Annotated in this window: 18 protein-coding genes and 1 pseudogene; 7 read left to right on the forward strand and 12 right to left on the reverse strand. The window is 62.6% G+C overall.

The annotated features are described in order from the left end of the window. Positions 1 to 153, forward strand: a pseudogene (locus ACFE72_RS20450) (NADH:ubiquinone oxidoreductase subunit NDUFA12); the annotation flags it as partial. Positions 154 to 454: 301 nt separating this feature from the next. Then, entirely contained in the window at positions 455 to 931 is a 477-nt protein-coding gene (locus ACFE72_RS20455) for a GDSL-type esterase/lipase family protein (protein WP_375414947.1), read from the forward strand. A gap of 63 nt (positions 932 to 994) precedes the next feature. Here ACFE72_RS20455 and ACFE72_RS20460 read toward each other — a convergent pair whose 3' ends face one another. Both ACFE72_RS20460 and ACFE72_RS20465 read right to left on the reverse strand, forming a co-directional pair. After that, positions 995 to 1942, reverse strand: coding sequence for an alpha/beta hydrolase (locus ACFE72_RS20460; RefSeq protein ID WP_375414948.1), 948 nt, complete (start codon positions 1940 to 1942; stop codon positions 995 to 997). A 131-nt stretch (positions 1943 to 2073) separates the two neighbouring features. After that, positions 2074 to 2853 (reverse strand): SDR family NAD(P)-dependent oxidoreductase, encoded by a 780-nt coding sequence (locus ACFE72_RS20465; protein ID WP_375414949.1) that lies wholly within the window; start codon positions 2851 to 2853, stop codon positions 2074 to 2076. Positions 2854 to 3102: 249 nt separating this feature from the next. Here ACFE72_RS20465 and ACFE72_RS20470 point away from each other — a divergent pair, with 249 nt between their 5' ends. Beyond that, the gene (locus ACFE72_RS20470; protein ID WP_375414950.1) at positions 3103 to 4182 is read left to right on the forward strand and encodes a DUF2155 domain-containing protein; all 1080 of its coding nucleotides are present in this window, start codon (positions 3103 to 3105) and stop codon (positions 4180 to 4182) included. Between the two features lie 3 nt (positions 4183 to 4185). Here ACFE72_RS20470 and aat read toward each other — a convergent pair whose 3' ends face one another. After that, the gene (gene aat / locus ACFE72_RS20475) at positions 4186 to 4866 is read right to left on the reverse strand and encodes a leucyl/phenylalanyl-tRNA--protein transferase (protein WP_375414951.1); all 681 of its coding nucleotides are present in this window, start codon (positions 4864 to 4866) and stop codon (positions 4186 to 4188) included. A gap of 117 nt (positions 4867 to 4983) precedes the next feature. Between aat and ACFE72_RS20480 the strand changes: the two genes are divergently transcribed. Further along, positions 4984 to 6429, forward strand: coding sequence for a DASS family sodium-coupled anion symporter (locus ACFE72_RS20480; RefSeq protein WP_375414952.1), 1446 nt, complete (start codon positions 4984 to 4986; stop codon positions 6427 to 6429). 188 nt (positions 6430 to 6617) lie between these two features. Here ACFE72_RS20480 and ACFE72_RS20485 read toward each other — a convergent pair whose 3' ends face one another. From ACFE72_RS20485 to ACFE72_RS20520, 8 genes are all read right to left on the reverse strand, one after another. Further along, positions 6618 to 7709, reverse strand: coding sequence for a sensor histidine kinase (locus tag ACFE72_RS20485; RefSeq protein WP_375414953.1), 1092 nt, complete (start codon positions 7707 to 7709; stop codon positions 6618 to 6620). Further along, positions 7706 to 8146, reverse strand: coding sequence for a response regulator (locus ACFE72_RS20490; protein ID WP_375414954.1), 441 nt, complete (start codon positions 8144 to 8146; stop codon positions 7706 to 7708). Before ACFE72_RS20490 ends, ACFE72_RS20485 begins: the two co-directional genes overlap by 4 nt. Then, positions 8143 to 9675 carry a CHASE3 domain-containing protein gene (locus ACFE72_RS20495; protein ID WP_375414967.1) on the reverse strand — a complete coding sequence of 511 codons (1533 nt, stop codon included), beginning with the start codon at positions 9673 to 9675 and terminating at the stop codon, positions 8143 to 8145. The genes ACFE72_RS20490 and ACFE72_RS20495 overlap by 4 nt, the downstream gene beginning before the upstream one ends. 117 nt (positions 9676 to 9792) lie before the next feature. Further along, the gene (gene accC, locus ACFE72_RS20500) at positions 9793 to 11142 is read right to left on the reverse strand and encodes an acetyl-CoA carboxylase biotin carboxylase subunit (RefSeq protein WP_375414968.1); all 1350 of its coding nucleotides are present in this window, start codon (positions 11140 to 11142) and stop codon (positions 9793 to 9795) included. Between the two features lie 136 nt (positions 11143 to 11278). Next, positions 11279 to 11764 (reverse strand): acetyl-CoA carboxylase biotin carboxyl carrier protein, encoded by a 486-nt coding sequence (accB, locus tag ACFE72_RS20505; protein WP_375414955.1) that lies wholly within the window; start codon positions 11762 to 11764, stop codon positions 11279 to 11281. Positions 11765 to 11804: 40 nt separating this feature from the next. After that, complete coding sequence (gene aroQ, locus ACFE72_RS20510) at positions 11805 to 12272, reverse strand: type II 3-dehydroquinate dehydratase (protein WP_375414956.1); 468 nt, start codon at positions 12270 to 12272, stop codon at positions 11805 to 11807. Positions 12273 to 12439: 167 nt separating this feature from the next. Further along, the gene (locus tag ACFE72_RS20515) at positions 12440 to 13207 is read right to left on the reverse strand and encodes a DsbA family protein (RefSeq protein ID WP_375414957.1); all 768 of its coding nucleotides are present in this window, start codon (positions 13205 to 13207) and stop codon (positions 12440 to 12442) included. A 108-nt stretch (positions 13208 to 13315) separates the two neighbouring features. Continuing rightward, complete coding sequence (locus tag ACFE72_RS20520) at positions 13316 to 14737, reverse strand: M48 family metalloprotease (RefSeq protein ID WP_375414958.1); 1422 nt, start codon at positions 14735 to 14737, stop codon at positions 13316 to 13318. A gap of 83 nt (positions 14738 to 14820) precedes the next feature. Between ACFE72_RS20520 and ACFE72_RS20525 the strand changes: the two genes are divergently transcribed. Together ACFE72_RS20525 and ACFE72_RS20530 are read left to right on the forward strand one after the other, a co-directional pair. Next, positions 14821 to 16029 (forward strand): pyridoxal phosphate-dependent aminotransferase, encoded by a 1209-nt coding sequence (locus ACFE72_RS20525; protein WP_375414959.1) that lies wholly within the window; start codon positions 14821 to 14823, stop codon positions 16027 to 16029. A 141-nt stretch (positions 16030 to 16170) separates the two neighbouring features. Continuing rightward, positions 16171 to 17502: a dicarboxylate/amino acid:cation symporter gene (locus ACFE72_RS20530; RefSeq protein WP_375414960.1), complete on the forward strand. Its 1332-nt coding sequence runs from the start codon at positions 16171 to 16173 to the stop codon at positions 17500 to 17502. A gap of 59 nt (positions 17503 to 17561) precedes the next feature. On the opposite strand, the gene ACFE72_RS20535 is transcribed toward ACFE72_RS20530, so the two are convergent. Beyond that, positions 17562 to 20645 (reverse strand): Rne/Rng family ribonuclease, encoded by a 3084-nt coding sequence (locus ACFE72_RS20535; RefSeq protein WP_375414961.1) that lies wholly within the window; start codon positions 20643 to 20645, stop codon positions 17562 to 17564. Between the two features lie 695 nt (positions 20646 to 21340). Here ACFE72_RS20535 and ACFE72_RS20540 point away from each other — a divergent pair. Next, a complete protein-coding gene (locus ACFE72_RS20540; RefSeq protein WP_375414962.1) occupies positions 21341 to 22639 on the forward strand; it encodes an N-acetylmuramoyl-L-alanine amidase in 1299 nt (432 codons plus the stop codon). Positions 22640 to 22650: the final 11 nt, after the last annotated feature.

The raw sequence follows: 22650 nt of genomic DNA on the forward strand, positions 1-22650 counted from the left end.
GAGGAAACCTACACGCCGCATCAATGGGAAAAGCCGCATATCCCGAACCTGACGGGCACGCCTGCGGCTTACCGGCCGTCCGGCTCGACGCTGGCGAGCGGCCGGCGGCCTGCGGCGACCGGCGATTACCAGCCCTGGACGCCGGGTAACTGAATAGGCTTATAGCGTCATTTCCAATCCTGCCATGGTGGCTTGGCGTCTGAAATGCCGTATTTCCCTCGATTTCAGACATAAGGCCATCCTGCATGATCGGCGTTCTCATCTTCCGCGAGACCAAAGTATTTTAGTGTGCCGGTGGTTTTCGAAGGATCAATGTGCAGCGCGCGGCCGCGACGCCGTCGGGAAATGGCAAGGTCGCTGCCAACCACGACGGGATGCCGACATGAATTCGATGCGTCGACGCAGGCGTGAGGGCCGAGCGAGGTCCGTTGTCCGCCTGGCCGCGGGAGTGTTGTTGGCTGCGTTAAGTCTTGCCGGTGCGGCGCATGCGCAGATCGTAGCGCTGGGCGCCAGCAACGTGGCCGGCCGGGGCGTCAGCAGTTCGGAGGCTTTTCCGGCGCAACTGGAGCGGATGCTCGCCGCAAAGGGCTACAACGCGCATGTTGCCAACGCGGGCGTCAACGGCAACACCAATGCGGACCTGCTGGCCCGGCTTGATCAGGCCGTTCCTGCGGGGACCAGGATCGTGCTGCTCGGAACGCTCGGCGGCGCGTACAATGCGCGGAGATTAGGTCTGGGCGATCAGAAAGCGGATTTCGCCTCGATCGTTGCGAGGCTCCGCAGCCGCGGCATCAAAATCATCCCGGTAACCGGAAGTGGCGTTACCCGAAAATATCTTCAAGCCGACCGCGTTCATCTTACGGCCGATGGACATGCTCTTGTCGCAGCACGACTGCTTCCGTCGGTGATACAGGCGCTTGGGCGCAAGTGAATGCGGTAGCATTCCGGGATGCGTCCTTGGCAGGACCGGAATGACGATGTGTGGACCGGGCCGTCAATTCAACTGCTTCAGCCATACGCCGATTTCCTTTGCCGCGACGATGGCCTGCGGCAGCAATTTGCCCATGGTGAAGAAGCCGTGGAACTGGCCGGGATAGGTCTTGTAGGTCACCGGTACGCCGGCGTCGTTGAGCCGTTTGGCGAACTCCTCGCCTTCGTCGCGCAACGGATCGGCGCCCGCGGTCAAGACATAGGCCGGCGGCAGGCCTGCAAGATTTTCCACGCGCGCCGGCGAAGCGCGCCAATCGTCGATGTCTTCAGGGCCGTTCAGGTAGTGGTTCTTGAACCACTGGATGACCGAGTGCGTCAGCAAGACGCTGGTTTCGGGCTCGCGGTGCGAGGGATGCGTCATCCGGAAATCAGTGCCGGGATAGATCAGCACCTGGCCGGCAAGCTTCGGTCCGCTCTCGTCGCGGGCATGGATCGAGACCACCGCGGCGAGATTGCCGCCGGCGGAGTCGCCGCCGACCATCAGCCGCGCGGCATCGATGCCCAGGGTCATGGCATTTTCAGAAATCCATTTTGTCGCGGCAATGGAGTCCTCGACCGCGGCGGGAAATTTGGCCTCGGGCGAGAGCCGGTAATCCACCGAGATCACGATCAGTTCGCCCTCATGCGCCAGCGTGCGGCACGCTACGTCATGCGAGTCGAGGCTGCCGATCACCCAGCCGCCGCCGTGAAAAAACACCAGGCAGGGCGCCATGCCGTCGGTTTGCCGGAGCGTCTTCGGCGTGTAGATCCGCGCCGGAACGGCGCCGGCGGGCCCGGGGATCGCGATCTCCTTGACCGACGCCAGTTCGGGCGGTTCCGGATTGGTGGCGACGCGGTTCTTCAGGTACAGTTCGCGCGCTTGCGCCGGCGAGCCGCTCTCGTAGGGCGGGCGTCCTGCTTTCTGAAAAGCGGTGTAGACGGCGGCGGCATCCGGATCGAGAACGACGGGCATGATGGACGAACCTGCTGGTTTTGATTTCACTATTGCCATTCCAAAACACGCGTCCTCGCGTTGAACCGGGAATCTGGGCAACGATCCTGGATTCCGGATTCGCGCCGCGCGCTCTGGAATGACAACCGACCTTAGGCGGTGGTTCGTCCGCCGTCGACGGTATAGGCGGAGCCGGTGACGTAGCTCGCCTCGTCCGAGGCGAGGAATGCCACCACCGAGGCGACTTCGGATGCAAGGCCGAGCCGCCGTGCCGGCGTTCGATCGACGATCTTTTCGTTCGGGACGGGCGCGTTGCCGGGATTGCGGCCCTCGACGATCGCGCTCAGCATCCGGCTGTCGATCAGGCCTGGGCAGACGCAGTTCACGCGTACCTGGGTGCCGGTACATTCGATCGCCGCGGTCTTGGTTAGGCCTATCACCGCATGCTTGCTGGCGGTGTAGGCCGGAATATCAGGCGAGCCGATCAGTCCTGCGATCGATGCGGTGTTGATGATGCTGCCGCGATCCTGCTTCAACATCACCGGCAGCACATGCTTCATGCCCAAAAAGACGCCGACGACGTTGACGTCGAGTACACGGCGGAACGTCTGCAGCGAATAGCGTACGATCGGCGTGATATCGCCCTCGATACCGGCGTTGTTGTAGAACACGTCGACGGCGCCGAATTTATCCATCGTTGCGCGAACGTAATGGGCGACTTCGTTTTCCTGCGTCACGTCCGCAGTGAGCGGATAGGCCTCGGCCTGCGCCGGCAAATCCCTGATCGCGGCCAGCAGCTGCTTCTCATCGCGATCCACCGCGACGATGCGCGCGCCGCGCGCGGCGAGCAGCTTTATGGTCGCGCTGCCGATGACGCCGGCGGCACCGGTGACCACCGCAACGCGGCCATCCAGACGAAAACGATCGGGCATTTCAGACATTTCCCCTCTGTTCCGGATGCTCCGGATTTCATGGCCGATTATTTCATTTGCAGCGCAGCCTGACCAGCCGCGCGCCTTATTCAAACGTCGTCATTTCGAAAAGGCGCATCCCGGAATGACGATCCGGGCTCGCCCTTTCCCCGCCGTATTCGGCGTGTTAACCGGAGCATTGCGGGCGGCCGGCCGCGGCCAGACGATCTCCGATACAATGTCGTGAGCCTGATTCGCTTAGGGTACCGGATGTTTCGAACCATTGCCCTGACGGGTTTTGCGGCTTTGATCGCCGCCACGACATCGGCGATCGCGCCTCCGGCGCGCGCGCAGCTCGGCAATATTTTTTCCGACCCCGCGCCGCGCCCGCCGGGCAACGTTCCGCGCGGCCAGGTCCAGCAGCAACCGGACGACGAAGAGGAAGTCCCGGAACTGCCGCAGGGCCGCATTCTGCCAACGCCCAATCGTCCGGCGCCGGGGCAGGGCGTGCCGCCGCCGGGATCGGTGCAGTCTCAGCCGTTGGCGCCGCCGCCCGGAACCACCGTCATTCCGCAGAACGCCCCCTCCGGGGTTGCGGTCGCACCGCCGCTGCCGGCTCAAGGCGTCGCGGTCGCGCCGCCGCAACCCAATCCGTCGCCAGGGCAGCGCCAGCCCAAGGCGGTACCGGGGACGCCGGCCACCCTGCAGCCCGGCGACGAGGTCGTCACCGAGCCCCCGGCCAGCAAAATCGTCAACAAGAAGGCGAGTTTTTCCGGTCTCGACAAGATCACCGGGCGCATCATCAATTTTGACGCCGAGATCGGCGAAACCGTGCAGTTCGGCGCATTGCGAGTGAAGACCGACGCCTGCTACACCCGTCCGGCGACGGAAACCACCAATACCGACGCCTTCATCGAGGTCGACGAGATCACGCTGCAAGGCGAGGTGAAGCGGATTTTTTCCGGCTGGATGTTCGCAGCCAGCCCCGGCCTGCACGGCGTCGAGCATCCGATCTACGACATCTGGCTCACCGACTGTAAAGGACCGTCGCAGACCATCGTCAGCGCGCAGCCCGATCCGCCAAAGCCCCGCCGCCCGCGCCGGTGCAAAAGCGCGCGCCGCCAAAGCAGGCCGCGCCCCGCCCGCCGCCGCAGCAATTGCCGCCGCAACAACAGGTCCAGGAGCAGCCGCGGCCGCAACCGCCGCCGCAGCAACAGACGAATCCGTTCTTCAACATCTTCAGGCAGTGAGCAGGTCGCCGCGTTCACCGCCGTCCTTGCGGGGAGCTTCTTGCGACGAAGCATCCAGCCTTGCTTGCTGCTCTGGATTGCTTCGCTTCGCCCGCAATGACGGCTAACGAGTGCCTTCGCGCGCGGCAATGATACGCAGCGCCTCTGCGCCGTCGACCTGCGCCGGCAACCGCGAAAACTCAGCATTCCCCGCCACCGCCTGATCAAGCAGCACGCGGTAGCGTCGCCGCGGCACTTCGATCGCGCCGAAGCTGCGCAAATGCGCGGTGACGAATTGCGTATCCAGCAGCATGAATCCGCCCGCGATCAATCGCGCGACGAGATGCACCAAGGCGACCTTCGAGGCATCGCGCGCGTGATGAAACATGCTCTCGCCGAAGAAGGCACGGCCGAGGCTGACGCCATACAGCCCGCCGGCGAGATCGTTGCCGGCCCAGGCCTCGACGCTGTGGCAATGGCCGATCTGGTGCAGGCCAGTGTAGAGGTCGCGGATGCGCCGGTTGATCCAGGTGTCGTCGCGGCCCGGATGCGGCGCCGCACAACCGTCGATCACGGCCTTGAAGGCGGTGTTGACGGTAATGCGGAAAACATCCGACCGCACCGTGCGCTTGAGCCGCGAACTGATACGAAAGCCATCGAGCGGAAGGAGCCCACGCATTTCCGGCTCGACCCAAAACAGCGTCGGATCGTCGACGCTTTCGGCCATCGGAAAGATGCCAGAGGCATAGGCGCGCAGCAGTATTTCGGGTGTGATGTCCGACGAAGCGGAATCGCGGGAGCTCATGGCGCGATTGTAGCAGCCGGGCAGGGCGCGCGCGATGGGAGAGCGCGGCAAAGCTTTGGTGTTTCTGCAGGCCTTGCTATTATTCCGGAAAGGCGCCGGGAAGACGGGGGGACGGCTGTGAACATCAAATGGAAGACCCTCGCGCCGCTGGGGATCTGGCTCGCACTGTACCTGATGCCAGTTCCGGCGGGCCTGAACGCCAGCCAGTGGCACTATTTTGCGGTATTCGCGGCGGTCATCGCGGGCCTGATCCTGGAGTCCATGCCGGTGGGAGCGGTCGGCCTGATCGGGCTGACCTTCGCCGGCGTGATGGGCTACGTCGAGAACGATCCCAATAAATCGCTGCGCTGGATGCTGAGCGGGTTTTCCGAAAGCACGGTGTGGCTGATCGTCGGTGCCTTCGTGTTCGCGATCGGATACCGCAAGAGCGGGCTCGGCAGGCGGATCGCGTTGCTGCTGGTGCGCGGCCTTGGCCGCCACACCATTGGCCTCGGTTATGCCGTAGCACTCGCCGATCTTGTTCTGGCCCCGGCGACGCCTTCGAACACCGCGCGCAGCGGCGGCACCGTGTACCCGGTCGTCAGCAATATCCCTCGTATCTACGGCTCCGAGCCCGGACCCACCGCGGGTAAGATCGGGACCTATGTGATGTGGACAGCGTTCGCGACCACAGCCGTCACCAGCTCGCTTTTCCTCACCGCGCTGGCGCCCAACGCCGCAGCTCTGGGGATCGCCAAAAAAATCGCCGGCGTCGATGTCGGCTGGTCGCAATGGTTCATCGGCTTTGCGCCGCTCGGCCTACCGCTGCTCGTGCTGGTGCCGCTGCTGAGCTATTTGAGCTGCCGGCCCGAGGTGAAGGAAAGTCCCGAGATCGTGGTGTGGAGTTCGGATGAACTGGCGGCGATGGGTCCGCTGACACGCAATGAACGGATCATGACGGCGCTGGTGCTGCTGGCGATGTTTTTGTGGATCACCGGCTCCAATCCGAACATCAGCCTTCCAGGACTGGGTTCGAATTTCATCAACGCAACCATGGTGGTTTTCGTCGTGATCGCGCTGATGCTGGTCACCGGGGTGATCGATTTCGCCGATATCGTCGCGGAAAAAGCCGCGTGGGAGGTCTTTTTCTATTTCACCTCGCTGCTGACGCTATCGTCGGGGCTGAACGAAATCGGATTCATCAAATGGCTTGCGGACGAATTCGCCGAGCCGCTGAAGACGATGTCGCCGCTGACCGGCATGGTCCTGCTGGTCTCGCTGTTCTTCTGGATCCATTATTTCTTTTCCAGCATCACTTCTCACGCCGCGGCTGTGCTGCCCGTGGTGCTTGCAGTCGGCAGCAGCATCCCTGAAATGCCGATGGCGACCCTGACGCTGCTGTGCGTCTACTCGCTGGGGCTGATGGGGGTGATCTCCCCCTATGCCACCGGACCCGCGCCGATGTATTTCGGCAGCGGCTACATCGGCAAAGCCGAGTTCTGGAAGTTCGGGCTGATCTTCGGCCTGATCTATTTTGCCGGGCTGGTCCTGATCGTGCTGCCGTGGCTGCGCTTGATTGGATGAATCTCGGCTCCCGACGCGGTGCGGACTTCTAAGGCGATGCGAAACATCGCGATGATGCCGCTCCGCAGAGTGGGGACCGTACCGAACGCCGGCATCGTTATGCCTGACACCGCTTCGCAAGAGCTACGCCATGCGCAGCGAAGATGCGCGTAAACGCTTATGGCGCTGCGTCCGGGGACACGCTGAACTTACTCCGCCGCACTCGCCGGCTTGACCCGCGCCGGCGCGCTGACGCGGCGGAAACGCAGCACGATCCGCGTGCCGGCGTGTTCGGGATCGCGCTCGACGTTGGCGTCGAGTTTCTGCGCCATGGCGGTGACGATGCGCTGGCCCATGCCGGTGGAGCGCGGATCGGTCTTGACGTTGAGGCCGACGCCGTCGTCGGCGACCGACAGTTCGAGATTGTCGCCCTGCGCGTTAAGTACGACGTGGATCGGTCCGGCGCCCTCGGGATAGGCGTATTTCACCGCGTTCATGACCAGCTCGTTGACGATGATGCCGATAGCCACCGCGCGGTCAGGATCGATCTCGATCGCTTCGGCTTTCACCGTCAGCCGCGACATCTTGTTGCCTTCGGCGGAACGCCGCAGATCCTCGAGCAGCGCCTCGAGATACTGATTGAGCAGCACGCTTTTCAGGTCATGCGAAGTATAAAGCCGCCGATGCACCTGCGCCACCGCGGCGACGCGTCCCATGGCGTTGGTCAGCGCCGCCTTGACGTCGTCCTGGGCGCTGGAATTAGCCTGCAGGTGCAGCAGCGAGGCGATGATCTGCAGACTGTTGCCGACGCGATGATTCACCTCGCGCAACAACACCTCGCGCTCGGCGGCAAGCGCCGCGTAGCGGTCCCGGGAAGCGTGGACCTCGGCCTCGGCGTCGTCACGGGCCTTACGGATCATCGCCTGCTTGATCGCGCTATCGACCGCGACGTGGAGCAGGGGGATGAAATCGCCGAGCGTGTCCTTGACCAGATAGTCGGCGGCGCCCGCCTTCAGCGCGGTCACCGCGATGTTGGAATCCTGCGATGCCGTGACGAATACGACCGGCGGAGCGGCGGGGATTTTCAGGATCCGCGCCAGCGTCTCCAACCCGTCGAGGCCGGGCATGTATTGGTCCAGCGCGACGACGTCGATGCCGCCTTCTCGCAGGCGCGCAAGTCCGGCCTCGCCATCGGCCGCATGGACGACATTGAAACCCTGCCGCGTCAGTCCGCGATTGACCAGCCGGGCAAGCGCCTCGTCGTCGTCGATGTACAACAGCGTGGGCGCGGTTGACGTCATGTGATGGCTTGTGGGACCTGAATAACGGAGAAGAACAATCCGAGCTGGCGAATGGCGTTGGCAAAACTTTCGTAATTCACCGGCTTGGTGATGTAGACGTTGCAGCCCAGCTCGTAGCAGCGCTTGATCTCCTGCGCATCGTCGGTGGTGGTAAGCACCACCACCGGCGCGCATTTCAAATAGTTGTTTTCCTTGACCCGCCGCAGGATCTCGATTCCGGTCATGTCGGGCAGGTTGAGGTCGAGCAGGATCAGCAGCGCCTGTCCCTTGTGGGCAATGGCGCTGCCATCCTCGCCGAACATGTAATTGACCGCGGCTGTACCGTTGGTGAACGGGACGATTTCGTTGTTGACACCGGAGCGCCTGATGTTGCGCTCGATCAGGCGGGCGTGCCCCTCGTCGTCCTCGATCATGATGATCTTGACTGGTTTACTCATGCGTTTCCGTCCCGTTGGGTAGCCGTCCATGCGGCCGGCAGTGTTATCGTGAAAGTGCTGCCTTTGTGAAGTTCCGAGGCCACCGATATGGTTCCGCCGAGCCGCCGCACCAGGGCCCGGACATGGGCGAGCCCGATTCCCTGTCCCGGACGGTCCTGTGGTCCGGCGCGGCGGAAAAGGTCAAAAATCCGCTGGTGATCCTTTGGATCGACACCCCGGCCATTGTCACTGATCTCGAAGATCGCAAACCCGAGTTTTGTCCGGCCCTGGACCGTGACCTCGCCGGGGACGCCGGGCTTGAGATATTTCAGCGCATTGTCGATCAGGTTCGAGAAGATCTGTTCCAGGGCAAGACGGTCGCTGACGATGCCAGGCAGCGCCTCAATGCGGATTTGCGCTTCCGCCTCCGCGGCCTGATGCGCGACGGTGGAGACGATGCCTTCGATGAGCTCGCGGGTGTCGATGGGCACCGGCCGGAATTCGCGCCGTCCTTCGCGGGTGAGATTGAGGATCGCGGTGATCAACCGGTCCATCTTGGCAATCGAGGATTTGATGAAGCCGAGCGCTTCCGTAAAGTCCTGCGAGAGTTGCCTGTCCGCGCCATCCAGCGCCGGCTCGGCGTCGTCGGTTGCATTTTCCGGGACCAGCGGCGAGGAAGATGCAACACGGCCAAGCGTGGCGATCCGCCTGAAGATGTCGCCGCGCAATTCTTCCAGTTCGCTGGTGAAGCCCATGATGTTGACCAGCGGCGAGCGCAGATCGTGGCTGACGATGTAGGCAAAACGCTGGATTTCTTCGTTGGCCTCGCGAAGGTCGGCGGTCCGTTCACCGACGATTGATTCCAGGTTGAGATTGCTGTCGCGCAATTGCGCCTCGGCGTCATCGCGCGCCCGCGCCGATCGCCGCACCAGGAAGATCGAGAGGCCGGCCAGCGCTATCACGAAACTCGATCCGGCGATGGTCACGGAGGAGGCGAGAACCTGGGTGCGGTCCGCTTTCCGCGTTCGCTGTGCAAACAGCCGGTTTTCCTCGGCGAGCATCGCCGTCGCCACGTCGCGGATCGATCCCGTCGTATCGCTGCCGGCGGCCTGACGTACCAGTTCGGTGGCGCTGACCCGGTCGCTTCGCTTGATGAAATCCATTTCCTGTGCGAACTGGGCCAGTCGTTGCCCGATCGCGAGCCGCAGCTTCTGGATATTTGCGATCTGCACCGGGTTGTCGGCCGTCAGTTCCGCCAGCCGGTTCACGTCGGGAATGATGCCGGCCACGGCCGCGTCGTGGTCCGCCAGGAATTGCGGCCCCAATGTCAAGAGATGGCCACGTGCAGCGCTTTCGGCACGGCGAAGCTCCAAAAGCACGGTGTTGACCTGGTTTTCAACCTCGACGGTATGCACCACCCAGCCATTGTCCTCGCGAGCCTGATTGACCAGGATGACCGAGGTCAAACTGATCGCGACCAGCACAAAAAATCCCGCTGCAAGCAGCAGGATTTGCCACACCGCACGGCGGCGCGTGGCATCGGCAGTCACAAGGCTCTTAACCAGCGAAATCAACGGTCCCCCGCACCGGTGGTTCCCGGCCGACCACCCCCAACCCCGCGCTCCCCGGATAGTTCCGCCGACAGGCGCCAAATCGCGAGGCACAACTCAACCCACAGCCCTGCTTGCGAGATATTGTTCGAGCCAGTGGATATGGTAATCGCCATCGATAATGGCGGGTTCGCGGACCAAGGCGCGGAACAGCGGCAGTGTGGTTTCGATGCCGTCCACCACCATCTCATCCAGCGCCCGGCGCAGCCGCATCAGGCACTCGCCACGGGTCTTGCCATGGACGATCAGCTTGCCGACCAGCGAGTCGTAATAGGGAGGAATTACATAACCCTGAAAGACGGCGGAATCGATCCGCACGCCGAGCCCGCCGGGCGGATGATATCGGGTGATCTTCCCCGGCGACGGGCGGAAGGTCTCGGGATTTTCCGCGTTGATGCGGCACTCGATGGCGTGCCCCATGATGGCGATCTCGCCCTGCGTCGCCGGCAAATCGCCGCCGGCGGCGATGCGGATCTGCTCCAGCACGAGATCGATGTCGGTGATCATCTCGGTGACCGGATGCTCGACCTGGATGCGTGTGTTCATTTCGATGAAATAGAATTCGCCGTCCTCGTAAAGGAATTCGACGGTGCCGACGCCGAGATATTTCATATCGCGCATGGCCTTGGCCACCGTCTCGCCGATCTTGCTGCGTGCAGCCGCGGCCAGAACCGGCGAAGGTCCTTCTTCCCATACCTTCTGATGGCGTCGCTGCAGCGAGCAATCGCGCTCGCCGAGGTGGATCGCGCCGCCACGGCCGTCGCCGAGCACCTGGATTTCGATATGGCGCGGCTTCTGCAGATATTTTTCCAGATATACCGAGGCGTCGCCGAACGCCGACTTGGCTTCATTGCCGGCGGTGGACAGCGCCATCATCAAATCGTCGGCGGTCTGCGCCACCTTCATGCCGCGGCCACCGCCGCCCGCCGCCGCTTTCACCAGGACCGGGAATCCGATCCCTTGTGCGATCGCCATCGCGTCGTCGTCCGGGCCGACCCCGCCGTCGGAGCCGGGCACCACCGGAATGCCGAGTTTCTTCGCGGTCTTCTTGGCCTCGATCTTGTCGCCCATCAGGCGAATGTGCTCGGCCTTGGGGCCGATGAAATGCAGATTGTGTTCCGCGAGGATTTCGGCGAAACGCGCATTCTCCGACAAAAAACCATAGCCCGGATGCACCGCGTCCGCGCCGGTGATTTCGCAGGCGGCGAGCAATGCCGGAATATTGAGATAGCTGTCCTTCGAGGGCGGCGGGCCGATGCAGACGCTCTCGTCGGCAAGCCGCACATGCATGGCGTCGGCGTCGGCGGTGGAGTGCACCGCGACGGTGGCGATGCCGAGTTCCTTGCACGCGCGCAGGATCCGCAGTGCGATCTCGCCGCGATTGGCTATGAGGATCTTGTCGAACATCGCTATTTTGCCCTGATCGGTCATTGCGAGCGCAACGAAGCAACCCACCGGTTTGAAAACCAGCAGATGGATTGCTTCGTCGTGTCGCTACTCGCGATGACGGCAGTTGGTTTCTTCGGGCTAGGACGCATCCGGCCTACTCAATAACCACCAGCGGTTCGCCGTATTCGACCGGAATGCCATCCTCGACCAGGATCTGCGTCACCGTGCCCGCGCGCGGCGCCGGGATCTGGTTCATCGTCTTCATCGCCTCGATGATGAATAGCGTCTGTCCGGTCGTCACCTTGGCTCCGACCTCGATGAACGGTTTTGCACCGGGTTCGGACGCCCAGTACACGGTGCCGACCATGGGCGAGGGCACTACGCCCGGATGTGTTGCGACGTCGGCATCCGGCGCCGGACCTGAACCAGCCGCCGGAGTCCCGGAGGGGGGCGCGTAATTGGCGGGGATAGCGGCTGCGACACCGATATTGCGTGCGACCCGCACCCGCAGACCAGCGCGTTCGATCTCGATCTCGGTCAGATTGGCTTCATCGAGCAGCAGTGCCAGCTCGCGAATCAGCGCGCTGTCGTCGGGCTGTTCGTTCGGTTTTGATTTCGTGTCTTCGGGCTGGCGTGCCATGCTGGTAATCCGAAATTCCTGTCTGGGGGCGTTGCGGGGTTCAGGCTTTGGCTTTGGCGCCGATTTTGGCGGCGAGGCCGTTGATCGCAAGCCGGTACCCATCGACACCGAAGCCGCAAAGGGTCGCGAACGCCGCCTTGGCGGTGAAGGAGTGATGACGGAACCCTTCGCGGGCGTAGATATTGCTGATGTGAACTTCGACGGTGGGAATTTTCACTGCCGTCAGCGCGTCGTGAAGCGCAATCGAGGTGTGCGAATAGCCGCCGGCGTTGATGACGATGCCGGACGCGCTCCTCGCATGCGCTTCGTGAACGAAGTCGATCAATTCGCCCTCGCGGTTGGACTGGCGGCAATCGGTTGCGAGACCAAATTGCGCCGCGGTGTCGGCACAAAGTTTCTCGACGTCGGCAAGCGTGGCGTGGCCGTAGTGCTGCGGCTCGCGAGCCCCGAGCAGATTGAGGTTCGGGCCGTTAAGCACGTAAATCGTTCCGGCAGGTGTTTTGGCCATCCAAGTCCCGGCGATGGTACTGATATGCCGGGGTTATAGGTAACAATGGGGCGAAGGGGAAGCCTCTAGGCGCCGGCTGCCTTATTCACATGATAAAACCGCATCGGCTGCAAAACCATGAAAAACCGGCTGCGTATGGCCGGTTTTTGTCGCTAAACGACGGTGCGTCAGCAGATGGCCTTGCCGCAGCGGGCGACGCCGATCTTTTCCTTGAGGCTGTCGACGCCGACCGCGCCGATCACCACCTGCTTGCCGATCACGTAGCTCGGCGTGCCGTTCATGCCCATGTCCTCGGCAAGCTTGAAGTTCTCTTCCAGCGTGGCGCGCACTTCGGGACTGGCAAGGTCCTTTTCCAGCTTCGCCATGTCGACGCCGACATCCTTTGCCGCTGCCATCGCGCGGGCCTTGTCCGCCTGGCCCTTTCCGCCGAGCAGTTTCTGGTGGAAATCGAGATACTTCTTGCCAGCGGGATCCTGCATGCGGACGGCCACGGCGACCTGCGCCGCCTCCACCGAACCCGGCCCGAGCACCGGGAATTCCTTCAGCACGACCTTCAACCTCGAATCCGATTTCATCAGTTCGAGCATGTCGGTCATTGCACGCTTGCAGTAGCCGCAATTGTAATCGAAGAACTCGACGAAGGTGACGTCGCCATCCTTGTTGCCGACCGTAACGCCGCGGGGCGAGGAGAAAATCGCCTGCGCATTCCTGACAACGGCGGCTTCATGTTTTTCGGCTTCGGCAGCGGTTTGCCGTTTGCTCAATTCGGCCGAAACCTCTTCCAGCACCTCCGGGTGGGCGAGAAGATAGTTCTTGATGATGGTTTCAATCTCTCCGCGCTGGGTGTCGGAAAAGCTTTGCGCCGATGCGATCGCGGGCGCGCCGCACAATGCGAGCGCGAGCAATGCGGGTGCAAGAAAACGGAACCTGGGCATTTGGCAAATCCTCTCGGCAAGTTCTTGGACAAGTCCTCGGGTAGCTGTTGTGAACCGGTTTCTGAAACGAAGCGCTCAGATCCAGGTGCGCGCATCTTGTCAAACGTTCTAGTTCTTCTGGCCGGGCAGCGGCTTTGCAGTGACGATATCGTCGGCCTTGACCCATCCTGGGGTGCCGACGGCGAAACGGGTTTTTGCGCGCGAAGCAAGATCGCGCGCCGTCTTGTTGTCGCCGCGTAGAAAGGCGGCCTGCGCCGACGCCAGATCGGCCTGTGCGTAGTCGCCCTTGCGGCCATAGGCCATCGCGAGCTGGGTATAGCCGATCGGCGCTTCGGTTTCCCGGGCTACCGCGGCGCGCAGAATCGCAATGGCCTCCTCGGTATAGGCTTTGTTATCCGACGCCACGAGGGCTTGACCAAGTAACATCTCGATGAGCGGGGCGTTATTTGACAGTTGCACGGCCTTCCGCAGCGGAACAATGGCGTCCGCGGGCCTGCCGCGCTCCAGCAGGGCCTGGCCGCGCAATTCGTGGAAATACGCGTTGCCGGGCTGCATCTGAATCAACGCATCGATCTGGGCGAGCGCCGCGCTCAGATCGCCGTGTCGGTAGGTTGCGATGGCGTGCGCATAACGCGCGGGCAGGCTGGTGTCGGACAGCGGATAGCGCCGGTACACGGTATCCTGCCGTTCCATGAACGCGGAGGTCTTGGCGCGCATCATGTCATGACGCAACTGGAGGGGCGGATCGTCCTTCTTGTCCCAATTGGGACTTGACCGGGCGAGTTCCTCCAGCGCCGCGACACGCTCCGCCGGCATCGGATGCGATTGCAAATAGGGATCGGCGCCGCGGGCGGCGAACAGGCTGTCGTTGGTGAATCGTTTGAAGGTTTCGTACATGCCTTTGGCCGATTGTCCGGTTGCGGTCAAAAACTTTACTCCGGCGCGGTCGGCGTTTTCTTCCTGCTGGCGTACGTAGGACAGCAAGGTACGCTTGATGACTTCCTGCGGCGCGCTGATCGCGGCGGCGCCGACGTTACTGAGGCCGCTGTTGCTGTTGCCGCTTTTCGCACCGGCCACAACCGCGCCGGCGCCGAGCAGCATGGCGATGATCATCTGCGTCTGCGCCTGGGCCAGTTGTTCGCGCATCTTGGCGAGATGGCCGCCCGCCAGATGGCCGGTTTCGTGCGCGAGCACGCCGATCAGCTGGTTGGGCGTCTCCGATTTCATCAGTGCGCCGTAGTTCACGAAGATGCGGCGGCCGTCGGCGACGAAAGCGTTAAAACCGCCGTCGTTGATGATGACGACCTGGATATTCTGCTTCTCGAGACCCGCAGCGCGCAGGATTGGCCTTGTATAGTCGCGCAGCAGCTGCTCGATCTCGGCGTCGCGGAGCAGCGCCGGACCCTTGTTCTCCTGCGCAAGCGCTGTTACCGGCACAACCGCCATCGCCGCCGCGGTGACGACCGCGCTCAGTTTGGAGATTTTACCGCGCCGTGTCGGGCCGGCAGGCTGCGCGTGATCTTTAATCATTGGCCATGGTTCAAAACCGATATATGCCCTAACAAGCCTTGGAATGCGGCCAGTATGGGGCGCGGGTCAAATAGCAGATTTCGATGCTTGACGCGACATCACGAAACGAAGCCAAAAGCCTGCTGACCGCGTCCGGACGCAGCGAAGTGCCGCCGTTCATGGTGATGGACGTAATGGCGGCGGCCGGCCGGATCGAGGCGGCCGGCGGCCATGTGATTCACATGGAAGTGGGGCAGCCTGCGGCGTCTGCGCCGAGGACCGCGATCGAGGCCGCGCGCGCGGCGTTGCAACAGGGGCGGATCGATTACACTTCGGCGCTCGGCATTGCCTCGTTGCGGGAGCGCATCGCACGGCATTATCGGGAGGTCTATGGCTGCGTCGTCGATCCCGGGCGCATCGTCGTCACCACCGGGTCATCCGGGGCTTTCATTCTCGCCTTTCTCGCGATGTTCGAGCCGGGCGACCGGGTCGCGGTGACGGTGCCCGGCTATCCGCCGTATCGCCATATCCTGACCGCGCTCGGCTGCGAGCCGGTGCTGATCGAGACTTCCAGCGAAACGCGCCACGCTTTGACAGGCGAGGCGCTCTTGTCGGCGCATCGCAGGACGCCGCTGAAGGGCGTGCTGGTCGCAAGCCCGGCCAACCCGACGGGCACGATGATGTCGCGCGAGGCGTTGACCAGCTTGATGGCGGCCGCCGAACGCGAAGGCATCCGCTTCATTTCGGACGAGATCTATCACGGCCTCGACTATGCCTTCCCGGCCGTGACTGCAGCCGAACTTCTGCCGGATGCGGTCGTGATCAATTCGTTCTCGAAATATTTCTGCATGACCGGCTGGCGAGTCGGCTGGATGGTCGTCCCCGCGCCGCTGGTGCGCCCCATCGAGCGGCTTCAGCAAAACCTTTCGATTTCGGTGCCGATGCTGTCGCAGGTTGCCGCCGAGGCGGCGTTCGAAGGCCGCGCCGAGATGGAAGAAGTAAAGCGCGGCTACGAAGAGAACCGCCGCATTTTGGCCGGAGGTTTGCCGCAAGCCGGCCTCAAGCAATTCCTGCCTGTCGATGGCGCCTTCTATCTCTATGCAGATGTTTCCGAATTCACCTCCGACAGTCTGGATTTCGCCAGACAGATGCTGCAGCAGGCTCACGTGGCAGCGACACCCGGGATGGATTTCGATCCGGTTCACGGGCATCGATACGTTCGCTTTTCCTATGCGCGCTCGGCCGACGACATGCATGAAGCCGTAGCGCGCATCACGCGCTGGCTCGCGCACGGCACGCTTATACGGGGGTGAGGCGCCTCCGCTGTTTCGTGCGGCTGAAAATCCGTTGACGCCATTGACTTTATAGGCCTGATTGCTTTGGCTGTGAGCCGGGCGGGTGTCTGCGCGCAAATGACGGACATATCCCTCGGACTGAACAAGGGAGTGAATGTCATGACGGCAGTGACCGCAACACCAGTCCCGGCGCGCGCCGCTGCGAAACCCTGGTACAAGATTTTGTACGTCCAGGTGCTGATTGCGATCGCGCTCGGCGCGCTTTTCGGCTGGCTTGAGCCGGCTTATGCGACCAATGACTGGATCAAGGCGCTCGGCGACGGCTTCATCAAGCTGATTAAGATGGTCATCGCGCCCATCATCTTCTGCACCGTTGTCTCCGGCATCGCCCATATTCAGGATGCGAAGAAAGTCGGCCGCATCGGCATCAAGGCGCTGGTCTATTTCGAGATCGTTTCGACATTCGCCCTCGTCCTCGGGCTGATTGTCGGAAATCTGGTACGTCCAGGCGCGGGCTTCGGCGGCGCCATGGCCAATGCTCAGGCGGTGGCTGGTTACGCCAAGCAGGCGGAAGCCCAGAAGAGCGTCGATTTCTTTCTGCACATTATTCCCGATACCGTCGTCGGCGCCTTCGCGGCCGGAGAGATATTGCAAGTTCTGCTGTTTTCGATTCTTTTCGGCTTTGCCTTGATGGGCCTTGGCGAGCGCGGCCATAGCCTGCGTTCCTTCATCGACGATGCAGCGCACGGGGTGTTCGGCGTTATCGCCATCGTCATGAAGGCGGCGCCGGTCGGCGCGTTCGGAGCCATGGCCTTCACGATCGGCAAGTTCGGCACCGGCGCGATCCTGAACCTGATCGGGCTTATTGCGACATTCTATGTCACCTCCGCGCTTTTCGTGTTTGTCGTGCTTGGCGTCATCGCACGCGTTGTCGGTTTCTCCATCTTCAAGTTCCTGGCCTACATCAGGGACGAAGTGCTGATCGTGCTCGGCACGTCATCGTCGGAAAGCGCGCTTCCATCCCTGATGGAGAAACTCGAACGGCTGGGCTGTTCCAAGTCGGTGGTGGGCCTGGTGGTGCCGACCGGATATTCGTTCAATCTCGACGGCACCAATATCTATATGACACTTGCGACCCTGTTCATCGCGCAGGCGCTTGGTTTCGATCTGACCATCGGCCAGCAGATAACAATCCTGCTTGTCGCGATGCTGACTTCGAAGGGCGCATCCGGGATCACGGGCGCGGGTTTCATTACGCTCGCGGCAACGCTGGCCGTGGTCGATCCGCGCTTGGTGCCCGGCATGGCTATCGTTCTGGGCATCGACAAGTTCATGAGCGAATGCCGCGCCCTTACCAATATTTGCGGCAACGGCGTGGCGTGCGTAGTCGTGTCATGGTGGGAAGGCGAACTCGATCACCGAAAGCTGCATACCAATCTGAATCAAAGGATCGATCCCTCCGATCTGGAGACCGCCATCACGACCGGCTGACACCATCGCCGCAAAAACCGCCCGGTTTTATCGGGCGGTTTTGGTTTTTCAAGGCGACGTTAGTCACCGCTGCCGAAGCGGCGCGACCACCATCCGGCGCGGCGCGGCTGGGTATCGGCCTCGGTTTCAGGCGCGGGCTGCTGAGGAGCGGGCGCGGCAGCCGCGGGCTCAGCCTCAGACTGACTACTGGCCGGCGCAGGAGACTCTGAAGGCTGCGCGTCGACCAGGAAGCTCACCTTCTCGCGCACGGTTGAACGCCGGCGAGCGGCTTTTTCCGCCTCTTGTGCTGTCTCATCATGTGCAGGCGCGGCAGGCGCTTCCTCGGGACCATCATCCGCGTGTTGCCGTTCGGGTTGCAGCGCCATGGGTTCGGGCTCAATCGCCGGACGATCCGGTTCAAGCGGATGTCCATCAAAATCGGCCACCGCGGCAGCCGCCTCGGAGACAGAGGTCGGTTCCAGCTCGTCCGCAATCGATCCGGCCAAACCATCCTCGAGACCGCCGCGACGGCGGCGCCCACCGCGACGTCCGCGGCGGCGGGGGCGCCGCTCGCCGCTCGCCGGCTCGGTGCGGACCTCGCCGATCTGTTCCTCGGACTCGTCTTCGTCGGTTTCGCTGTCATCGCCGCCGGCGACATCGGCGTCAACATTGGCGGCGGCTGGGGGAATGTCACTCTCGTCGCGCGCAGGCCCGCCGTCGCGCGCTTCGCCGGAACGGCCGCGCCGCCGCCGCCGCCGCTTGCGTTTGGGGCCATCGACGTCGGTTTCTCCGTTATCGCCGGCCGGTTGATCGTCGATGAGACCTTCGGTTTCTTCGGTTTCAACTTCAGCTTCGACGTCGAACGGCTCCTCGTCGTCAGTAGCTTCTTCGGCCTGGGCAGGAAATGCCGCGACCTGAGCAGCCAGCAACGCTTTGGCCGCTTCGAGCGTATGCACCTGCTCGCCGCGGTCGATAACGAACGATTGCTGGGCGCTTACCGTGGTATCTGCGACCACCGCGAGGGTCACCTTGAAACTGTTTTCCAGATCGCGCAGGTGGCCGCGCTTATGATTGAGCACGTAGAGCGCGACATCGGTTCGCGTCCTCACCACGAGGTTGTGCGTAGCGCCCTTCATCAGTATTTCTTCGAGACCGCGCAACAGTTGCAGCGCCACCGAAGACACCGAGCGGACGTGGCCGCTGCCGCCGCATTGCGGGCAGGGCTCCGTCGAACTTTCCAGCACGCTGGCGCGGATGCGCTGGCGTGACATCTCCAGCAGGCCGAAATGCGAGATGCGCCCGACCTGGATGCGCGCCCGATCCTGCCGCAGGCAATCGCTGAGCTTGCGTTCGACCGAGCGGTTGTTCCGCTTCTCGTCCATGTCGATGAAGTCGATGACGATCAGGCCCGCGAGATCGCGCAACCGCAGCTGGCGGGCGACTTCCTCGGCGGCTTCGAGGTTGGTCTTGAGCGCGGTATCCTCGATGTGATGTTCGCGGGTCGAACGGCCGGAGTTGACGTCGATCGAAACCAGCGCTTCGGTCTGGTTGATCACAATATAGCCGCCGGAACGCAATTGCACAGTGGGCGAAAACATCGCGTCAAGCTGGCTCTCGACGCCCATGCGCGAAAACAGCGGCTGGCCGTCGCGATACTGCCGGACCGCACGCACGTTCGACGGCATCAGCATCTTCATGAAATCGCGGGCTTCCTGGTAACCGGCTTCGCCGGCGACCTGGATCTCGTCGATTTCCTTGTTGTAGAGATCGCGCAGCGACCGCTTGATCAGCGAGCCTTCCTCGTAGACGAGGGTCGGCGCCTGTGATTTCAGGGTCATGTCGCGCACGGTTTCCCACATGCGGATCAGATATTCGAAGTCGCGCTTGATTTCCGGCTTGGTGCGGGAGGCGCCGGCCGTGCGCAGGATGATTCCCATGCCTTCCGGCACGTCGAGATCCTGCACCACTTCCTTCAGCCGCGAACGATCCTGCACCGAGGTGATCTTGCGGCTGATGCCTCCGCCGCGCGCGGTGTTGGGCATCAGCACGGCGTAGCGGCCGGCCAGCGAAAGATAGGTGGTCAGTGCCGCGCCCTTGTTGCCTCGCTCTTCCTTGACGACCTGAACCAGCATCACCTGCCGGCGCTTGATGACTTCCTGAATCTTGTACTGGCGCCGCGGACGGAAGGCACGTTCCGGCACTTCCTCCATGACGTCGTCGCCGCCGACGGATTCGACGATTTCGTCCTCGGCCTCGTCGCCGTCGTCTTCGTCGTCATCGTGATGTTCGTCGCCCTGCGGAACGGCGGCATGGTCGTCGTGCCGGGAGGGAGGCTGATCGCCCTCGGCGTGTTCGGCATGGGGCGCGTCGCCGGCATACGCCTGATTTTCGTGCGCGTGCTCATCGCGTACTTCCACATCGACCGGCACATCGGCTTCGAGCGCCGCGGGCGCTTCCATCGGTTCCGGAACCGGCGTCCCGGTCGGGGCTTCCGGCGCCGAAGTCGGGTCCCCGACCTGAGCATGAACCTGCCCGTGTTCATGCGCATGGTCGGTGGGGTTGGGAACGTGCTCGTCGGAATGCTCATGACCTTGGTGGTCATGATGATCAGCGTACGGCTGATGATCAGCGTCCGCCTGGTGATGTCCGGCATCGTCCGTATGACCATGAGCAGCGTCGCCGTGCTCATGGTCGTGCTGCTCGTGTCCGTGAGGCTCATCATCGTGTGGCTGCACGGCCTGCACGAGCTCCGGACTTTCCGCGCTGAGGATCTCGCTCTGCACGCGCTCGCCATTGCCGCGGCGGCGCGAGTTGCGATGTCGCGGACGGCGGTGGCGGTTGGAACGGTTTTCGGTTTCTTCTTCGGCCTCGCGATGCGCACGTTCGTCCGCTTCGATCAGAGCCTGACGGTCGGCAACCGGAATCTGATAATAATCAGGATGGATCTCGCTGAAGGCCAGGAAGCCGTGGCGATTGCCGCCGTATTCAATAAATGCGGCCTGCAGCGACGGTTCTACGCGGGTAACCTTGGCGAGGTAGATATTGCCGCGCAATTGCTTGCGCTGGGCGGTCTCGAAATCAAATTCCTCGACTCGATTGCCGCGGACCACGACAACCCGGGTCTCTTCCGGATGGGTGGCATCGATCAACATTTTGTTGGGCATTTTGGGACTCTTGGCGGCGGACGGCGCGCGGGACGGCAAGCGCATGTCGCGCAAGCGGGTGACGCGACGGTCCACCTGATTCGGGGGTGAGGGGAAGGCCGAAACGCAACCCGGGACGCCCAGCCGAACGCGATCCCGTTACAGGGCGACGCGCGAAGCTTTCGATTCGCGTCGGCGCAATCCTTGCGTGGGTCTTGGTCGGCATCTCAGTCTGGCGCATCAAGCGTCGGCCCGTCTGAACACGTTGGCGGCAAAGACGCCGCCTGGTCTCTTGCTGTCGGTCCGGCCCGGCGCTGGAGCGCTTGCCGGCTGGCGCATATCTCGGCTTTGGAGCCGAAATAACCGGTAATGAAGTGCCTAAGCCGCCCTAGAGCAAGAAAGTGACCTGGGGGCGGACGCCGCTCGGGCTCGAAACCGTCCCGCCAGACCGGCCGCGCGCTGGCGCTGGCCGTGGAAGGATCGGAAAGACGCTGGAACCTCTAACAATTGTTCGGAGGAACCGGCGCTGCACCGGGAGACTGAACGCGACACAACCGGGAGTTAAACCGTCAGCCCCTTTTACATACGTGGATCGACGGCTCCATGCAAGGCGTCGCAATGCGGCAACACCGTCCCTGATTCGCTCCTACCGCGTTAAGCTTCGATTAACCCTGCAGTTCTATTGCGGTAGGAAGGCTGCTCGGAGGGATGAATCATTGGCGGGCCGCGCAAATCATAGGGTTTTGCTTGGATGCGCCATAGCGTGCGCTGCAGCAATATGCTGCCTTCTGCCAGCCGCGGCCAGGGCGGCGGATAGCGAAACAGCGTCTTCTGCGGTTGCTGCAAATTTTCCGGTCGCCTCAGACGTGAGGCTGGCGGGCGACGACAAGCAAACCCGCTTCATTCTCGACCTCGACAAAACTGTCCAATTTCGAGCGTTCGCGCTTGCCGACCCCTATCGCGTCATTGTCGATCTTCCTCAGCTTACGTTTCAGCTTGCCGCCGGTGCCGGAACCGCCCGGCGCGGGCTGATCAAGGCATTCCGCTACGGTCTGGTGATGCCCGGCGGTTCGCGCATCGTATTTGACCTCGCCGGACCTGCCAAAATCGAGAAATCGTATGTGCTGGCCGCGGCCAACGGTCAGCCGCCCCGCCTGATCCTCGAACTTGAAGCCGTGGATCGGACCACGTTCGTCCAGTCGCTCGCCTCGGAGAGTCGACCGGATTTGCGGCCCGCGGATACGGTTGCCACGCCGGCTGCCGCTGCGACATCCTTTGTGGACGCGACCGGAACGGTTCAGCCGGCCGACAAGCGTCCGTTGGTGGTCATCGACCCCGGCCATGGGGGCATCGACAACGGCACCCAGGCCGGCGGCGAAAGCGAAAAAAACCTGGTCCTGGGTTTTGCGCTGGCCCTGCGTGATCGGGTCGAAAAGACCGGCAAATACCGCGTCATCATGACCCGAACCGACGATACCTTCGTCCCGCTGGGCGACCGGGTACGGGTCGCGCGCAATCAGTCAGCGGCCTTGTTTGTATCCATCCATGCCGACGCTTTGCCACGGGGCGAGGGCGATGCCCAAGGGGCCACCATTTACACGTTGTCGGACAAGGCCTCCGACGCCGAAGCCGAACGGCTTGCCGAACTGGAAAACAAGGCCGACGCCATTGGCGGCGTCAATCTGACCGAGGAGCCGACCGACGTCGCCGATATCCTGATCGACCTTGCGCAACGCGAAACCCGCACCTTCTCAAATCGCTTTGCTCGCATGTTGAAAAGCGAAATGAAGACTACGGCGCGGATGCACAAACATCCGCTCAAATCCGCAGGCTTCAAAGTGCTCAAGGCGCCGGACGTACCATCGGTGCTGATTGAACTGGGCTATGTTTCGAACAAAAGCGACCTCGAACATCTGGTGTCCGATAATTGGCGATCGAAGACGGTCGGATCGGTTGCGCAGGCGATCGACGCGTTCTTCGCCAGGAAGATGGTGTCGGCCGGTTCGACAAATTGAAAAAAGGCGGG

It is taken from the genome of uncultured Bradyrhizobium sp., assembly GCF_964252615.1.
In the GTDB taxonomy this organism is placed as follows: domain Bacteria; phylum Pseudomonadota; class Alphaproteobacteria; order Rhizobiales; family Xanthobacteraceae; genus Bradyrhizobium.

Bases quoted from the DNA above. Each gene is read 5' to 3' on its own strand.
- ACFE72_RS20515 (WP_375414957.1), bottom strand. From the start codon at position 13,207: ATGCCCAGGTTCCGTTTTCTTGCACCCGCATTGCTCGCGCTCGCATTG.
- aat (WP_375414951.1), bottom strand. From the start codon at position 4,866: ATGAGCTCCCGCGATTCCGCTTCGTCGGACATCACACCCGAAATACTG.
- ACFE72_RS20490 (WP_375414954.1), bottom strand. From the start codon at position 8,146: ATGAGTAAACCAGTCAAGATCATCATGATCGAGGACGACGAGGGGCAC.
- aroQ (WP_375414956.1), bottom strand. From the start codon at position 12,272: ATGGCCAAAACACCTGCCGGAACGATTTACGTGCTTAACGGCCCGAAC.
- ACFE72_RS20530 (WP_375414960.1), top strand. From the start codon at position 16,171: ATGACGGCAGTGACCGCAACACCAGTCCCGGCGCGCGCCGCTGCGAAA.
- ACFE72_RS20525 (WP_375414959.1), top strand. From the start codon at position 14,821: ATGCTTGACGCGACATCACGAAACGAAGCCAAAAGCCTGCTGACCGCG.
- ACFE72_RS20460 (WP_375414948.1), bottom strand. From the start codon at position 1,942: ATGCCCGTCGTTCTCGATCCGGATGCCGCCGCCGTCTACACCGCTTTT.
- ACFE72_RS20465 (WP_375414949.1), bottom strand. From the start codon at position 2,853: ATGCCCGATCGTTTTCGTCTGGATGGCCGCGTTGCGGTGGTCACCGGT.
- ACFE72_RS20470 (WP_375414950.1), top strand. From the start codon at position 3,103: ATGTTTCGAACCATTGCCCTGACGGGTTTTGCGGCTTTGATCGCCGCC.
- accC (WP_375414968.1), bottom strand. From the start codon at position 11,142: ATGTTCGACAAGATCCTCATAGCCAATCGCGGCGAGATCGCACTGCGG.
- ACFE72_RS20485 (WP_375414953.1), bottom strand. From the start codon at position 7,709: ATGACGTCAACCGCGCCCACGCTGTTGTACATCGACGACGACGAGGCG.
- ACFE72_RS20535 (WP_375414961.1), bottom strand. From the start codon at position 20,645: ATGCCCAACAAAATGTTGATCGATGCCACCCATCCGGAAGAGACCCGG.
- ACFE72_RS20520 (WP_375414958.1), bottom strand. From the start codon at position 14,737: ATGATTAAAGATCACGCGCAGCCTGCCGGCCCGACACGGCGCGGTAAA.
- accB (WP_375414955.1), bottom strand. From the start codon at position 11,764: ATGGCACGCCAGCCCGAAGACACGAAATCAAAACCGAACGAACAGCCC.